This window comes from Microvirga massiliensis, assembly GCF_001006805.1.
In the GTDB taxonomy this organism is placed as follows: domain Bacteria; phylum Pseudomonadota; class Alphaproteobacteria; order Rhizobiales; family Beijerinckiaceae; genus Microvirga; species Microvirga massiliensis.
This window is the reverse complement of sequence record NZ_LN811367.1, coordinates 148774-164709: the sequence shown is the minus strand read 5'-3', so window position 1 is coordinate 164709 and position 15936 is coordinate 148774. Positions and strand designations below refer to the sequence as shown.

Below are 15936 nucleotides of genomic sequence, written 5' to 3'. Positions count from 1 at the left end.
GAGATCTCCGCAGCCCCGGCAGAGGCTCCATAGAGCCCTGTGACATTTCTAATTTGCCAAAACCTGAGACATTTCAAAGCGGTTGCAACACACAAGGAGCCGAAACACCGACGCGCCGTTCGTCAAGGGCGCGAAAATTCAAAATATCACAATCCCATCGGTGACAGGCCAAGCAGCGGCGGGTTAACATCGGTCGCGGCGGGTGCGAGCTTCAGAAGCAGCGCGAATCAGCGTGAACACCCGAGTCTTAGGCAGCTTCAACGGTTTGCGCTACACCCGATACACACTCACGAATTATCTGGGCTAGGGGGATACATTGGCCGAAAAGGGAAAAACTGGTTTCATGCGGCGGGTACTGTTTGGCCAATTTTGACGGAAGCCGCTAGAAGAAGGGAAACGCGGTGGTATGATGATCTTGCGAAACCGCTCCGTACCATGGCGATTTCTGTTCGGAGAGCTTTAGCTCCAATCCAAGACTATTGCCTCGAAATGCGCTTACCTCCTCTGACTGCAATCGTCGTAAACAAAAAGAATGGAATACCGGGTGGCGGCTTTGTAGCGTGGGACGTCGAGGACCTGGAGACTGCGCAAAGAATTGTCTTCGATTTCGACTGGAGTCGTGAGGCTAACCCATACGCTGCATTTGGTCCAAACGATACAGAGGAGTCACTGGCCGAAGAAATCGCTGCTGATCCGACCAAAGCCGCAGAAATATATGGTCGAGTGCGAGTTCGTGGGGTGGCTCAGGTTGTTTTCCGGCACCTTCTAATCAGATCCTATCAGTCGCGGTGTGCGATGTGCGGCTTTGGGTTTGCGGAGGCTCTCGAAGGCGCGCACATCATCCCTTGGAACAAATCGTAGCCTGCTCAGCGCCTTGATCCCCGGAATGGCTTGCTTCTGTGCGCATTGCATCATCGGTTGTTCGACTCTGGCTACCTAAGTGTAAGCACATCGAACAAAATTTTTTATGCTGACCCACAGTCAAGTTGGGGAGGGTATTCCGACATTGATGCGGCTATGACAGTTCGGCTGTGTGGCAAGAGCATTTCCCTTCCAGAAGACAAGCGGCACTGGCCTGCGAGTGAATTTCTGCAGCAACGCAACCAAATTTTCGAGTGTAGCGCGGAACCCGAAGAGCATTCGCAAACGTGATCCTTTGGTAGGACAAGTTTATAATTAGCAGTTCTGATTAGCCACAAGCTAGCCAGTCACGTCTGACAACGAGATGACGCGAATGAAAGGGTCTTGCGAACTGCTCGGTAGCAGCATGAGGACTAAGGACCAAAGCTTCCCTCGACGTGAGGAAGAAGCAACGACGGGTTCAAACTGTCCGCTAAGCCACCACCTCGCCTCGCGATCCAGGCCAAAATGACCAACGAAGGGGCAGATAGCTATGCATGCGATATTGTATGTGCACATGAAGGTAACGTGCTCGTGAGCGCGCAAGCAGGCAGGAGCTGATGCAAGCTTAATAGAAGCAATGACGTTATCAGGGCAAATGTCACGCTCGGAGCAGATCGCTCGGAACTGTTTGAGCTTGTTGAAGAAGCACTCGGCCAGATTGTATTGGCGATATTCAGTAGCCGAACGTGATGGAGCACTTACGAGAAGGTACTGGGCGTGGTAGTGGCCTCCACGCCTTACTCAGCTGCTCGGTCGCGGACGGCATCACTGTCGTACGTGCTGTCGGCCATGAGCGTCTTGTCCGGTCCGCAAGTAGTTTAGACAACATACCTAACTCAAATCACCTCGGGTTTCCCTCGCCTCCGCGCAACACCGGCAAAACGCGCCCCTTCCACTGCGGCAGCCCACCTGCGCTTATCACGACACGCTCATCCCGCACCACGATCCACTGCGGCACGCCACCTACCTTCCGCGCATCCGCGAGCCGCGTGCGCAGATCCTCCGGCCAAGCAGCCTCGTCGAAGGTGGCCGCGGTCTTCGCCGCGATCACCTCGCGGTAAGTGACGCGCGTCGGATCGAGGATGGCAAGGAACGCATCCCTGTGGTCGCGCCGCCAGGCCCGGCAAGGGGCGCAATCCTCCGTGCCGACAAGAGAAGCATCAGGGGTTCGTGATCGAGCGCTTGGGTCGGGCCAGGCGCGGGACGGGAGGCGCCATACGCAGCCGCCGCCACGAAGGCGATGATGACAATGGCCGCGAGGCGCGCGGCCTCCGCCGGCGCAACTCCTCCGACCGGCTTCGTGACACGCTCCATGCGCGGCCGAATCTCCGCTCCGCAGCCTTATCCCGAACGGCGCACGCGCACTTATCCAAAATCAAGGCCCCCTGTTGCGACCTGCGGGATGCTGCTGCGATCCGACGAGTGCGCGAGGCCGCCCATGACGCCGACCGGTATCGAACCCGCAGCTCCGCAGACCGAAGAAACCGAACCCGTTCCCTTCATGCAGCGGGTCCTCGACGATCCCTTCCTGCTGCTGTTCCTGGGTGTCGCCATCCCGACGGTTCTCTACATCGTCTGGGGCGTGATGGAGGTTGCCTCCATCCCCCTGGCGCAGTGACGGTTCGCAGGGGAGAAACGCCATGGCCATCACGCCTCCGCAACAGCGCATCTGGTGGAACGAGCCGATCGAGCGGGTCGAGCTGATCTGGATCGGCGTGGCCTTCCTATGGGGCCTGTTCATGTTCTTCTTCATGATCGCCTGGCACTTCATCGGGCAGCAGAACCTCTCGAACGAGACCTACCGCATCGCGCCGACGGCCTATGGCGAGAAGGTCGATGCCTTCGCGGCGAAATACCAGGTGCGGGAGGAGGAGGGCGTCCCGGTCGTGCGGCCGCCGGCCGGCGCGGACGTCTACCTGCTCGGGCGGCTCTGGCAATGGTAGCCGATCCTCGAACTCGAGAAGGGGCAGAGCTACCGGGTCCACCTGTCCTCGGTCGATTGGCAACACGGGTTCTCGCTGCAGCCCACCAACATCAACATCCAGGTCCACCCGGGATTCGAGCACGTCCTCACGCTCACGCCGATGGAAGCCGGCGAGTTCGGCATCATCCGCAACGAGTTCTGCGGAGCTCATTGACCTCATCAACTACCCGCACGCGCAGTCGCCTGATCTCGACGCGCAGCTTGCTGCCTCGGTCTCCTTCGGCGGCGTCAATCAAGCCATCACGGTGCATTACGCGCTCGGCCTGCACGTCCACGGGTGATCGCGATGGGGCGCGCTTATCGTCGGGACGGGGAGAAGCGCGGGAGCGCCCCGGGGGCGAGCCGATACTGATCCAGATCAAGGATTCTCCGACCGATCCGTGGTGGGTTCCGCCAAGGCCGGCGGAAGGCGCCGGCCGACACGCAAGGGAAGCGGGCGGCAGGATGAGTCCCGAGGACTGGACGATCGTCGATCGGACGCCGTTTTTCAGCGCCATGGGCGAGGCCTTGACCCGCTCGCTCCTGCGCGACCGCAGCCCGCGCTGCTACGATCGCGGCGAGGAGGTCTTCCAGCAGGGCGAGCCCGCCGACGCCTTCTTCGTCGTGCTCGACGGCTGGATCAAGCTGTACCGGGAATTGCCGACCGGCGATCACGTGGTGGTCGCGATCTTCGCGGCCGGCGAGACCTTCGCAGAAGCGGCGATGTTCCTCGGCGGGCGCTACCCGGTCTCGGCCGAGGCGGTCTCGCCGGCGCGGCTCCTGCGGATCGACGGGCAACGGCTGCGCAGCGCGATTCTCGAGACGCCGCAAATCGCCTTCAACATGCTCGCGGCCGCCTCGCTGCATCTCAAGCAACTCGTCGAGCAGATCGAGCAGCTCAAGGTGCAGTCGGCGCCGGAGCGGATCGCCGATTTCCTCGTCGCCCAGACGAGCGTGCGGCGCGGCCCGGTGACGATCGCGCTGCCCTATGAGAAAGCCCTGATCGCCAATCGCCTCGGCATGACTCCCGAGAGCTTCTCGCGTGCGCTTGCCCGCCTGCGCGACCTCGGCGTCGCCGTCGAACGCGAGGCCGTCACCGTCCAGGACATGGCCCGCCTCGCCGCCTTCGTGGAGCAGTCGAGAGACATTTCCGAGATTCAGCCGGCTTTCGACAAGCGCACGATCTGCGGGACGGCGCTGCAATAGGCGTGTGTATCCGGCTATCACTCCCGCCTTTGCGAACGCAGTGAAGCAATCTACCCGTCAATAGATGTGCTGCTGGATTGCTTCACTGCGTTCGCAATGACGAGGAGGGCATGAGAGAGGGATGAACACTTCCGAAAACGGAAGTAGACTTCGGACTCACTTCGTCATTGCGAACGCAGTGAAGCAATCCAGGGTAGGCGCGGAAGCCGGGAGTTGTCACCGTGCCCCATCCCAAGAGGGACATCCCTCTCGGGACGCTGCGATCCATCGAGAAGCAGTCTGGGCTCAAATTGAGGTAGAGGCGCATGCGCTACTACGTGGCCCTTGTTCACAAGGACGCCGAGAGCGATTTCGGCGTCTCCTTTCCTGATTTCCCGGGATGCGTCACGGCAGGCTCTACCCTGGAAGAGGCTGCCTCCATGGCGGCCGAGGCCTTGGCCGGCCATATCGAACTCATGATCGATGAGGGAATGCCCGTTCCCGAGCCGACGGACCTCGACATGGTCATGACCGATCCCGAGAACCGTTCGGGCGTGCCCGTCATGGTGCCGGCCATGGTCTGCAAGACACCGAAGGCCGTGCGGGTGAACATCACGATGCCCGCGGACGTGCTGGAGCAGATCGACCGCTACGCGGATCGGCACGGCTACAACCGCTCCGGCTTCCTCGTCCAGGCGGCGAAGAAGGCCATGGAGACGGAAACCACTTGACGGCCGAGCCGGGCAGACATGTTTGCCCCAACCTCGGAGAACATCCCCATTCCTGCCCCGCCCTTCCTCGAAAGGCGTAATCGGGTAAGATGGCACGGAGGAGAGTGGCGGAACGGGCGTGCTGTCGTCAGGCGATCTCAACACGATCTCGTCTTTTGCCGACCAACTCGGAGAGGCTCTCCTCGCGGTCGATTTCGAATGGCGGATCATTGCCGTCAACGATCAGGCCCTGCGCTTCGCAGGGCTGCCGCGTGACGAGATCCTCGGCCGGTCCTATTGGGATGTCGCTCCCCGGGCGGGAAGCAACGCCAACGAGATCATCCTCAGGAACGCGATGGCGGCCCGCACGCGCGTCGCGATCGAGCTCGAGTCGGGCCTGCTGCCCAACCACGTCATCAGCGGCGTCGCCATCCCGCTCGAGGAGGGAACGGCCTTCGTCTTTCGTGATGTCACGGCCGAGCGCTACGCGGCGCGGGAGCGCGAGAACGCTCTCCGGGAGAGCGAGGCCCGCTTCCGCCATATGGCGGACAGCGCCCCGGCCTTCATCTGGATGACCGATCGAAGGGGGCGCGTCTCCTTCGCGAACATGCATTTCGGCCACGTCTTCGGGCGGCCGGCTTCCGACATGCTGGGCCATGGCTGGACCGAGGTGGTGCATCCGGACGACGTTCCCGTGTTCCGTGCGGGTTTCGTGAGGGCCCTCTCGGCCCGGGAGCCTTTCGGCATCGAGGTCCGCGCCATCGACCGGACTGGGGGCGTCCGGTGGATCCGGTGTGAGAGCGTTCCTCGTCTCGACGACGAGGGCCAGTTCCTCGGCTATACCGGTTGCGGGGTCGACATCACGGACCGCAAGCTGTCCGAGCAAGCCCTGCGGGAGAGCGAGGAGCGTCTCAAGGCCACCCAGGAGCATGCCGGGATCGGCATTGCGGAAACGGACCGCGAAGGGCGCTTCCTGCGGGTGAACGAAGCCTTCTGCCGCATCACCGGCTACACGCGCGAGGACCTCATCGGGCGAACATTCGGGAGCCTCACCCACGAGGATTTCCGGGAAGCGGAGCAAAGGCGCTATGCCGAGCTCGTGTCGGGCGCGCGGAATTCCTACACGGTCGAGAAGCTCTTCCGGCGCAGCAATGGAGAACTTGGCTGGGTTTGGCTGACCGCGACGGCGATCCGGGGAGAGCACGACGAATTCGTTTGCGCGGTCCGGACCCTGATCGACGTGACCGAGGACAAGCTGGCCGAAGAGCGGCAGCAACTCCTGATCCACGAGCTGAACCACCGGGTCAAGAACACGCTGACGACCGTGCAATCGATCGTCGTCCAGACGCTGCGAAGCGCAACCGATGCCGAGCAGGCGCGGCGGGATATGGAGAGTCGGCTTCTCTCCCTGGCCCGGGCGCACGACATCCTGACACGCGCGAACTGGCAATCGGCCGATCTTCGCGACATCGTGCGGGAATCCGTTGCGGCATACAACCGGACGAATATCCGGGTTCGCTTTGCAGGGCCGAGGATCCCGGTGCAGCCGCGCGAGGCTCTCGCTCTCTCGATGACGCTGCACGAACTCGCGACGAACGCCATCAAATACGGGGCCCTGTCGAACGAGACCGGCACGGTCGGGATCACCTGGGCCGAGACGATGGACGGCGAGTCCAGGCGCCTGACCCTGCGATGGGAGGAGGAGGGAGGCCCGCTCGTCGAACCGCCGACCCGGCAGGGCTTCGGATCCCGGCTGATCGAGCGGAGCCTCGCCCAGGATCTCGCGGGAACGGCCGCACTGCGCTTCGAGCCTGCAGGCGTCGTCTGCACGATCGAGGCGGTGCTCGACCTCGCCTCGAAGCAGCCGGTGGACTAAGAGCCGGGATATCGCCCCCTCTGCGCAGCTCGATGTCCGGCTTGCCTTCGGGGGCCGGATCGGGGGAGAAGCGTTGGGGCGCTTCGGGAGCGAGGGTGGCGACGCAGTGATCGCACAACACGGGCATCAGTCGGACGAGATCCGCATCGTCGCGCGGGCCGATCTCGGCCCGGGCCTCGTGGCGGAGTTGGGGGCATGGCGCGCCGACGGTCTCGCCGTCGAAGTGCTGCCGGAGCGCGGCGAGGATGCACCGTTTCTGGAACGCCTCTCCGAGGCCGACGTGCTCCTGCACGTGCTCAATCCCGTAACCGCCGACATGATGGCGCGGGCGCCCAGACTGAAGCTCATTCAGAAGATCGGCGTGGGTGTGAACACCATCGATCTCGAAGAGGCCGTCCGCCGCGGCATCGCGGTGTGCAACATGCCGGCCACGAACACGGCGGCGGTCGCCGAGATGACGATCGCGCTGATGCTCGTGGCGCTGCGACGGCTGACCGCGTTCGACCGCATGGCGCGCGGCTCGACCGGGTGGCACCTCGAGGCCGGCTGGGAAGCGCGTCTCGGCGAGATCGCCGGTCGCACGGTGGGGCTCGTCGGGGCGGGGGCGGTCGCGAGGCGTGTCGCGGGCGTGCTCACTGCCATGGAGGCCGATGTCGTCTACTGGAGCCGCACGCGACAGCCTGAATTTCCCGGCCGTCTTCTCGACAGAGACGAGCTTCTCGCCTCATCCGACATCGTATCGCTTCACATCCCGCTGACGAACGAGACGAGCCACATTCTCGACCGGCACGCCATTGCGCGCATGAAACCGGGCGCCATTCTCGTCAACACGGCCCGAGGCGGCCTGGTCGAGGAGCCGGCCCTGATCGACGCGCTCCGGCAGAAGCGCATCGCGGCCGCGGCCCTCGACGTGCTCGCGATCGAGCCGCCGGACGACAATCATCCGCTTCTGCACGAAGACAACGTCATCGTGACGCCGCATGTTGCCTGGCTCACGCAGGAGACATGGCGGCGCAGCCTCGCGATTGCGCACGAGAACGTGCTGCGGCTGGCTCGCGGTGCGCCGCTTCTTCACCGCGTCGCATGAGAGGACGGACAGACGTGGCGAGCGGACCCGCTTCCGGCATAGCCGAGTTCCTCGTGCGCATGGGGCTTCTCGAGAATCCCGAGGCCGAGATCGTGCCTCTGACGGGCGGCGTGTCATCGGACATCTATCGTGTCACGGCTCCGGGAAAGCGTTTCGTCGTCAAGCGCGCCCTGTCGCAATTGCGCGTCGCGGCGGAGTGGCGCGCGCCGATCGAGCGAAACCGCTACGAGGTCGCGTGGCTGCGCGTCGCTGCGGAGGTGGAACCGAGCGCGGTGCCGGAGATCCTCGGGCACGACGAGATGTCCGGCCTGTTCGCGATGGGCTATCTCGCGCCCGAGGACCATCCGGTCTGGAAGAGCGAGCTGCGCGACGGCCGGGTCGATCGACATTTCGCGGCCCTGGTCGGTGAGCGGATCGCGCGCATCCACGGGGCGACGGCCGGACGCGCCGACATCGCATCGCACTTTGCGACGGACCACATCTTTCATCCGATCCGACTCGAGCCCTATCTCGAGGCGACCGCGCGCAAGCACCCGGCGCTTGCCGAGCCGCTGATGGCGCTCTCCCGCGAGACGCTCGCCACGAAGCGTGCGCTCGTGCATGGCGACGTCTCGCCGAAGAACATCCTGGTCGGCCCGGCGGGGCCCGTCTTCCTCGATGCCGAATGCGCGTGGTACGGCGATCCGGCCTTCGACCTCGCCTTCTGTCTCAATCATCTCCTGCTGAAAGCCGTCTGGAATCGGAGCGTGGCGCGGGATCTCCTCGATGCTTTCGACGCACTGCAGGCCGCCTATCTGGCGCGTGTCGGCTGGGAGCCGCCCGAGGCCGTCGAAGAGAGAGCCGCGCGGCTGCTCGCGGCGCTGTTCCTGGCGCGCGTCGACGGTAAATCGCCGGTCGAATACATCACGGATGAATCTGAGCGCGAAAGCGTGCGGCGCACGGCGATCCCGCTGATCATGCGTCCGCCGCGCGCACTGCGCGAGGTCCGGGACGCCTGGGCCAAAGAACTGTCGAACATGTCGGACAAGCGAGGATGATCATGGCTGGGGCGCGGATCACGAAGGTACTCGGACGCAGGGTGTGGGATTCGCGCGGGCGGCCGACCGTCGAGGCCGAAGTACACCTCGCAGACGGAGCATGGGGCCGGGCCATCGCGCCCGCGGGCGCCTCCATGGGCAGCGGCGAGGCGCTCGATCTGCGCGACGGCGGCGAGGCCTTCGGAGGGCTCGACACGACGCGTGCAGTCGCCAATCTGAACGGCGAGATCGCGGGTGCGCTCTCTGGCCGCGACGCTCTCGACCAGACGGCCATCGATGCCACCCTGATCGATCTCGACGGAACGCCCAACAAGGGAAGGCTCGGCGGGAACGCGATCGTTGCAACCTCGATGGCTGTGCTGCATGCGGCGGCGGCCCACGAACGCATGCCGCTGTGGCGCTATCTCGCCGGCTCGAACGAGGCCACGATTCCCGTCCCGGAAATCCAGATCTTCGGCGGCGGCGCCCATGCGGCACGGCGTGTCGACGTGCAGGATTTCATGATCGTGTGCCCCAATGCGGAAACCTTTGCGCAGGCCCTCGATCGCACGGCGGAAGTCTACCGCACTGCCGGCAAGCTTCTCGCAGAGCGCGGCCTGCTGCAGGGCGTGGCCGACGAGGGCGGCTACTGGCCGGCCTTCGCATCCAACGAAGAGGCGCTCGAGATGCTGGTGCGCGCCATCGAAGCCGCTGGCTTCAGGCCCGGAGAGGACGTGACGATCTCGCTCGACATCGCGGCGTCCCAATTCGGCCGCGACGGTCGCTACAGGCTCGCTCTCGAGGATCGCGAGCTCGATCGCGACGAGATGATCGCGCTTCTGGGAAGCTGGCTCGATCGGTTCCCGATCACCTCCGTCGAGGATCCGCTCGCCGAAGACGACGCGGAAGGCTTCCGCGCCTTCACGGCCCGCTACGGCGGCCGCGTGCAGGTCATCGGCGACGATTTCCTGGTGACCGATGCCGAACGCATCGGAAAGGCCGCCGCGACCCGCGCCTGCAATGCGGTTCTGATCAAGCCCAACCAGGCCGGGACGATCACGGAAACCCGCACTGCGCTCCAGACCGCACAGGCGAGCGGCATGCGCACCATTCTCTCCGCCCGATCCGGCGAAACCGAAGACGTCACCATCGCGCATCTCGCCGTCGGCTGGAATGCCGGCCAGTTCAAGGTCGGGTCGTTTTCGCGCTCCGAACGCATGGCGAAATGGAACGAGATGCTGCGGATCGAGGAGGCGATGGCAGACACCGACGCTCTGTAAATGCGAACGCAGTGAAGCAAACCGGGAGCGCATCCGTCGACGGGTAGATTGCTTCGCCTTCGGCTCGCAATGACGGTGAGTCGGCGCAAAGAGCTGTGCGCGCTGCCCCCGGCTCGCAAGGACGAAGTGCGGCGGAAGCGGTAGTGCATCACGCCTGCGGCTCGCCATGACGGCAGTAGGTCCGGCGCTACTCCGCTTCCGGCGATGCTCCTCGCGCTCTCACACCCTCTTCGTCATTGCGAACGAAGTGAAGCAATCTACCCGTCGGAGGAAGCGCACCTGAATCGCTTCACTCCACTCACATAACGCCAGAGCGTAATCTCAGGACGGAAAGAGCCACGCGTGCAGCATGTCGAACGTCCGGTTCGCGGATGCGATGACAACATCCTCGTCGTGTGAACGGGTGCGCATCAGGAGTTCGGCTCCGAAGGCCTTCCACATCGGCCCGACCCGATCGCCATAGCATCGGAAATAGCTACACCCGGTGTCGATGCCAAGGCCGAGCCTGCGACCGATCTGGCGCGCGATGATCGTGCCGCCGAGCGTCGACCCTTCGATGACATACAGGCTGCCGAAAGCCTCTGCCGAACTATGCATCGGCAGATGTGCGTCGCAAAGAGCCAGCCGCTCGATCTCATCGTCGCCCGTTCCGAGCGTACGAAGATCCCGGATCAGCAAGGGAGTCTTTCGTCGTTCATGAAAGAAGGCTGGATGATCGAGCGCGGCTTCGACTCTCGGCTCCCAGACGACATGAAATCCATAGAACCGCCCGAGCAGCTCGCGGTAGGCAATCTCCGAACCGGTTCGTGCCTCGAGATCGAATGCCTGTTCGATCCGCGCGTGAGCGTCGGCCGTCTCATGCTTCAGCCGTTGGAGCATGTTCAAGGGGCTGTCTTGCGTCCGAGGTCGATAGTGCACGTCGCACCGTTACGCAGGTGCGCTCACATGCGGCATGATGGGCACGGCAAGCGTCACGGATGTGCCGGGCGAGTGAGCTGCGATCTCGAGCTCGCCGCCGAGCTGTCCCGTCAAGGAGCGAACGAGCCGCGACCCCAGCCCGCTTTTCGGAACGCTGGTCCGCATGCCGACACCGTGATCCCTCACCGTCACGCGGAGAGCCTTGCGCCCTTCTTCTTTTACGGTCACGTCGATCGGTCCGGGTCGACCCTCATAGGCGTATTTGACCGCGTTCGTCAGGAGTTCCGTGACGACGAGGGCCAGCACGACGGCCTGATTGGTCGGGATCAGCACGCTGCGCGCGTGAACCCTGATCTGCCCGGCCCAGGAACTTCCCCACGCTTCGAGCAAGCCCTCGCTCAGCTCTCCGAGATAGACGCCGAAATCGACGCTCTGAATGTGATCGGACCGCCACAATCGCTGATGCACCGTGCTCACCGCCATGATGCGCCGCGAGGCCTCCTCGAAATAGGCCTTCACCTGAGTGTCGGTCGCTTGTCGCGACTGGAGATTGAGCATCGAGTTGACGAGTTGCAGGCTGTTCTGCACCCGGTGATGGACCTCCTGCATGAGAAGATCCTTCTGAGTGAGCAGCGCCTCCTTCTCGGACAGCGTGCGCCGAAGCTGCACGTTCAGTTCCTTCAGCGCATTCTGGTGGCGCAGGTCGAGGAGCGTTCGCCCGAATCTCCGGGCCGCATCGATCTCGGCAATGGTCCAGGATCGGGACTGATGCCGAACGGTCTCCTTCCAGGTCTCGAACGATTTGCGCGGCGTCAGCGTGCCGTATTCCGCACCCGGCTCTGCCGGCTTGTGGGGATTTCCGGCCCAATTGATCGTCTCGATCTGTTCCGCTCTGAACCAGAGCAGTACGATGGGCTCCTCGCGGGATATGACGGTGGCGAGAAGGCCGCTCGCTTCGGCGGCAAAGGCCTCGCCAGGAGCATACTGCCGGACAAGGCTGTTCGTGGCGAAAGGCTCCAACGGGGAAGAGGGAAGCAACCAGGCCGCAAGCTCGCGGGTCTGCTCCTCCGAAGGCGTGTGGCCGATCTGGCGTATCGCGTCCCGACACAGAACCGCGGCTCCATGGGCCGGGAGCAGATTGCGGATCTCGTCGATGCGTTCGAGCAGATCCTGCTCGAACGAGACTGCTCTCGCCAGAGTTGTCACGAGTTCGTCGCGCGCCCTCGCGAAGCGCAGCGTCTGCTGGTGCAGCGCGCTTTCCTCGCGCGCCTTGATCTGCTGACTCAGAACCTGCCCGAGATGCTTGCAGACCTCCCGCAGCTCATAGGGAACGAGCTTCGGAGTACCGTGGTGGCATGCGATGAGACCCCACAGGCCTCCGTCGACGACGATCGAGACCGACATGGATGCACCGACACCCATGTTCCTGAGATACTGTAAATGGATCGGCGAGACGCTGCGCAGGGCGCAATCGCTCATTTCGAGCGGTTTGCCGATCCTGGGGTTGAGAGCCGGAATGAGCGGTGCCGGCGTGTAGCTTGCATCCGGAATGACCCGGACGAGATTTCGAAGGTATAGCGCCCGCGCCTGCTTCGGAATGTCGGATGCCGGGTAGTGGTGGTGGAGGAACGGGACGAGCGTCTCGATCCTGTCCTCGGCGATGACGGAGCCGCTGTCATCCTCGAGAAAACGATAGATCATCACCCGGTCGTATCCGATGAGGCGCCGTATCTCGCGGGACGCGACCTGAAGCATGGCGTCGAGATCAGGCGCTGCTTCCAGCTCGGTGCTGATGCGGCGCACTTCGCCCAGCATCTGTGCCGCGGTGCCTCGGCGGACCGCAGCTGGCTCGAGTTCCAGGATGAGAACGCCGTCGCGGGTATGCGCCGTCAGATCGAACAGCCGTGCGGGATCGGCAGGCGAGGGGAGCGAGCCCACATAGAGCGGCTCTGCCAGTCCCACGTTCGAGGAGCGGATCAGAGAGGTTGCCTCGCTACCCAGGACATGGCCAATTGCCAGGTTGATGAGGCCGCCATGGTCGCGCCCTAGAATTGCTTCCACGTCGCCAGCGGCCTGAAGGATCGTAAGCTCTGTCGGATCGAGGGCCAGCAGAGTGCCGTGCGGCTGGATCGACCCCGGGATATGGATCGGCTCCCGATCGCAGTTCGTGAGATCGAGTGATGGAGAGGGTTCGGTCATCGTGCCAGCAGGCTATCCTGGCTGGCCCGGTCTGCGCCGGCCGACCGGATCCGGAGGAGTGGAGGCGGGGTCTTTGGCATGATCTCCTTCCGGCTGGCCCTGCGGCGGAAAGCACCGCTGGAGAGTGTCCCGTAGCGAGTATCGCCCTTGGCATTGTGCACAGGATGGTCGTCTCGCGGGAGCTGAGATACCCTTACATAGTGCGATGCTCGCATTCGAGAATAGAAATCCCGCTGCGTGCCGGTCGAATCGGCAGCTCCATAAACGTGTTCCCGGGACATCTGTCCACCCGAAATACGTTTCTAGCGAAGCATGAGTCCCTGGAGTGCTTTGATCGTGTCGGGCGGAAGCGGCTTCGATCGGCGTGTTGCTTCGTCCTGCATGACGATCACGCCTTCCACGGTTGCAACGCATCGCCCTTCGTTGAACAGTCCCTGCGCGAGAGTCATCGAGCTGCGGCCGACACTGAGCACGCCGGTGCCGATCTCCACGGTGCCCGGCCAGAAGAGCTCAGCCCGGAAATCGATCGCGAGCCGGGCGATGACGAAGCTCGTGCCGTCGGGGGCGAGCGGCCGCTCGGGATCATACAGGAACGCGACCCGGCCGATTTCGCAGAAGGTCGCGAACACCGCGTTGTTGACATGGCCCTGCCGGTCGAGGTCGGCATAGCGAATGTCTGTGGACGTGTGGCTCGGATAGGCATCGAGAGGCAACGGCTCGGAACGGGCCATGAGGGCTCCATGGTCTGAGGTGAATGACGCAGCGCAGGCGCGGATTGCTGCTTACACGATCGTCGCGGTGGCCTGAAGCACCATCGGGCGTCGCCGGCGGCCCCAGTGACCGGGCGCATCCTCGAATACGCCGGCGCAACGCGTACCGCATGTGCCGCAGCACCCATCCGGAGTCAGGTTCCAGGTCGAGAGCTCGTACCAATCGCGTCCGATCAGCACCGTCCCGCAGGCATGACAAAAGGTGCTCTGCCCTTCTTCATCGTGCGTGTTGCCCGTGAACACGTGATGCAGCCCGATGTCCTTTGCGATACGGCGGGCCGTCTTCAGCGTAGCAGTCGGAGTCGCAGGCTTGTCGAGCATTTTCCAGTCCGGGTGGAAGGCCGTGAAATGCAGCGGCACGTCGGGCCCGAGATGCTCCAGCACCCAGCGGCTCAGCGTTTCGATCTCGGTGGGCGAGTCATTCTCGCCCGGGATCAGGAGCGTCGTGATCTCGAACCAGACCTGCGTCTCGTTCTTCAGATATTCCAGGGTCTCGAGCACCGGGCCGAGGCGCGCCGAGCACAGGGTTTTGTAGAAGTTCTCTGTGAAGCCCTTGAGGTCGATATTCGCGGCGTCCATGTGCCGGAAGAATTCGATCCGTGGCTCCGCGCAGATATAGCCGGCGCTCACTGCGACCGACTGGATGCCCCGCTCCCGGCAGGCCTGCGCGACGTCGACGGCGTATTCCAGGAAGATCACCGGATCGTTGTAGGTGAAAGCGACCGAGCGGCAGCCGGTCGCGATGGCAGCCTCGGCGATCGCTTCGGGCCTTGCCAGATCCTGCAGCCGATCGAATTCGCGGGCCTTCGAGATGTCCCAGTTCTGGCAGAACTTGCAGGTGAGATTGCAGCCGGCCGTGCCGAAGGACAGGACCGGCGTTCCGGGCAGGAAATGGTTGAGCGGCTTCTTCTCGATCGGGTCGATGCAGAAGCCGGAGGAGCGGCCATAGGTGGTCAGGACGATTCGGTCGTCCTGACGCGCGCGGACGAAGCACAGGCCGCGCTGTCCCTCGTGGAGCTTGCACAAACGAGGACAGACGTCGCACTGGATGCGCCCGTCGTCGAGCCGGTGCCAGTAGCGGCCGGGTTCACCGGAGAGGATCTGTTGAGGCATGCCGAAGCCCACCATCTATCCCGGTAGATCTGGGCATGGCTTCAGCCGGGAGGAGCCTCCTGTGACACCGAGGCAGCATCGATCGCACGTCAGACCAGCCGCCGTGGCGGGCCAGTTCTATCCGCGCCTGCCGGCTCGGCTCCGCGCCGATATCGAGGCATTCCTCGCGAGAGCGGGAACGGCCGCGACGACGGCGCCGAAAGCACTGATCGCACCTCATGCCGGCTATATGTATTCCGGAGAGGTCGCGGGGGCGGCCTTTGCCACGCTCCGGGATCATGCTCGCACGGTCGGCCGGGTCGTGCTGATCGGGCCGGCTCACTACGTTCGCTTTAGCGGGCTTGCCCTGCCGAATGCCGACGTTTTCGAGACGCCGCTCGGGCCTGTGCCCGTGGCGCGCGACGCTGCTTCCGCCCTCGAAGACCTCGCTTTCGTCGTTCGGGCGGATGCGCCGCACGCGCCGGAGCATGCGCTCGAGGTCGAGCTTCCCTTCCTGCAGGTGCTGCTGCCAGCCTTCGAACTGGTGCCGATCCTCGTCGGCGAGGCGCATCCGGAACAGGTGGCCGCGGCGCTCGAGCGGGTCTGGGGCGGCCCCGAGACACTGATCGTGATCAGCTCCGACCTGTCGCATTTCCACACCTACGAGATGGCGCAGCGCCTCGATGCCGCGACGGCCGCATCGATCGAACGAGGCGACTGGGCCAGCCTCGGCCCGAATGACGCCTGCGGCTATCTCGCGGTCGCGGGTCTGCTCATTGCGGCGAAGAAGCGGGGCCTCGGGGCGCGGCGCCTGAGACTGTGTTCGTCCGGCGATACGGCCGGATCGCGGGACCGGGTGGTCGGCTACGGTGCATGGACCTTCCCGGCATGCACCTGATCTCGAGCGCGCAACGACATAACCGGAAGAACAAGCGAC

General features: G+C 64.0%; 14 protein-coding genes and 2 pseudogenes. 11 read left to right on the top strand and 5 right to left on the bottom strand.

Annotated elements, in window-relative coordinates; translation table 11 throughout:
* Window positions 1-882: 882 nt before the first annotated feature.
* A pseudogene (locus BN1233_RS51425) lies at window positions 883-1152 on the top strand (HNH endonuclease); the annotation flags it as partial.
* 798 nt (window positions 1153-1950) lie between these two features.
* Here the strand turns inward: BN1233_RS51425 and BN1233_RS37480 are convergent.
* Entirely contained in the window at window positions 1951-2217 is a 267-nt protein-coding gene (locus BN1233_RS37480) for a hypothetical protein (RefSeq protein ID WP_046868743.1), read from the bottom strand.
* 124 nt (window positions 2218-2341) lie between these two features.
* Between BN1233_RS37480 and BN1233_RS37475 the strand changes: the two genes are divergently transcribed.
* From BN1233_RS37475 to eno, 9 genes and pseudogenes are all read left to right on the top strand, one after another.
* Entirely contained in the window at window positions 2342-2521 is a 180-nt protein-coding gene (locus tag BN1233_RS37475; protein ID WP_046868742.1) for a hypothetical protein, read from the top strand.
* A gap of 22 nt (window positions 2522-2543) precedes the next feature.
* Window positions 2544-2846, top strand: coding sequence for a hypothetical protein (locus tag BN1233_RS49335; RefSeq protein ID WP_197094590.1), 303 nt, complete (start codon window positions 2544-2546; stop codon window positions 2844-2846).
* 485 nt (window positions 2847-3331) lie between these two features.
* A complete protein-coding gene (locus BN1233_RS37465; protein WP_048709031.1) occupies window positions 3332-4072 on the top strand; it encodes a Crp/Fnr family transcriptional regulator in 741 nt (246 codons plus the stop codon).
* 200 nt (window positions 4073-4272) lie between these two features.
* Window positions 4273-4371 (top strand): annotated as a pseudogene (locus BN1233_RS45460) (type II toxin-antitoxin system HicA family toxin); the annotation flags it as partial.
* Between the two features lie 6 nt (window positions 4372-4377).
* Window positions 4378-4782 (top strand): type II toxin-antitoxin system HicB family antitoxin, encoded by a 405-nt coding sequence (locus BN1233_RS37460; protein WP_046868741.1) that lies wholly within the window; start codon window positions 4378-4380, stop codon window positions 4780-4782.
* A 118-nt stretch (window positions 4783-4900) separates the two neighbouring features.
* Window positions 4901-6637: a PAS domain S-box protein gene (locus BN1233_RS37455; RefSeq protein ID WP_052764103.1), complete on the top strand. Its 1737-nt coding sequence runs from the start codon at window positions 4901-4903 to the stop codon at window positions 6635-6637.
* 73 nt (window positions 6638-6710) lie between these two features.
* Window positions 6711-7724, top strand: coding sequence for a 2-hydroxyacid dehydrogenase (locus BN1233_RS37450; protein WP_187144463.1), 1014 nt, complete (start codon window positions 6711-6713; stop codon window positions 7722-7724).
* A 14-nt stretch (window positions 7725-7738) separates the two neighbouring features.
* Entirely contained in the window at window positions 7739-8761 is a 1023-nt protein-coding gene (locus BN1233_RS37445) for a phosphotransferase (RefSeq protein ID WP_046868740.1), read from the top strand.
* Window positions 8762-8763: 2 nt separating this feature from the next.
* Window positions 8764-10020 carry a phosphopyruvate hydratase gene (gene eno / locus BN1233_RS37440; protein WP_046868739.1) on the top strand — a complete coding sequence of 419 codons (1257 nt, stop codon included), beginning with the start codon at window positions 8764-8766 and terminating at the stop codon, window positions 10018-10020.
* A gap of 321 nt (window positions 10021-10341) precedes the next feature.
* Here the strand turns inward: eno and BN1233_RS37435 are convergent, their stop codons facing one another.
* The 4 genes from BN1233_RS37435 to amrS all read right to left on the bottom strand — a co-directional run bounded on the left by BN1233_RS37435 (window position 10342) and on the right by amrS (window position 15020).
* Window positions 10342-10899: a biliverdin-producing heme oxygenase gene (locus BN1233_RS37435; protein ID WP_046868738.1), complete on the bottom strand. Its 558-nt coding sequence runs from the start codon at window positions 10897-10899 to the stop codon at window positions 10342-10344.
* Between the two features lie 48 nt (window positions 10900-10947).
* On the bottom strand, window positions 10948-13137 hold the full coding sequence (locus BN1233_RS37430; RefSeq protein ID WP_046868737.1) for a histidine kinase dimerization/phosphoacceptor domain -containing protein: 2190 nt from the start codon (window positions 13135-13137) through the stop codon (window positions 10948-10950).
* A gap of 302 nt (window positions 13138-13439) precedes the next feature.
* Window positions 13440-13868, bottom strand: a complete 429-nt coding sequence (locus tag BN1233_RS37425) for an acyl-CoA thioesterase (protein ID WP_046868736.1) — start codon at window positions 13866-13868, stop codon at window positions 13440-13442.
* Between the two features lie 51 nt (window positions 13869-13919).
* The gene (gene amrS, locus BN1233_RS37420; RefSeq protein WP_046868773.1) at window positions 13920-15020 is read right to left on the bottom strand and encodes an AmmeMemoRadiSam system radical SAM enzyme; all 1101 of its coding nucleotides are present in this window, start codon (window positions 15018-15020) and stop codon (window positions 13920-13922) included.
* 61 nt (window positions 15021-15081) lie between these two features.
* Between amrS and amrB the strand changes: the two genes are divergently transcribed.
* A complete protein-coding gene (amrB, locus tag BN1233_RS37415) occupies window positions 15082-15897 on the top strand; it encodes an AmmeMemoRadiSam system protein B (RefSeq protein WP_046868735.1) in 816 nt (271 codons plus the stop codon).
* Window positions 15898-15936: the final 39 nt, after the last annotated feature.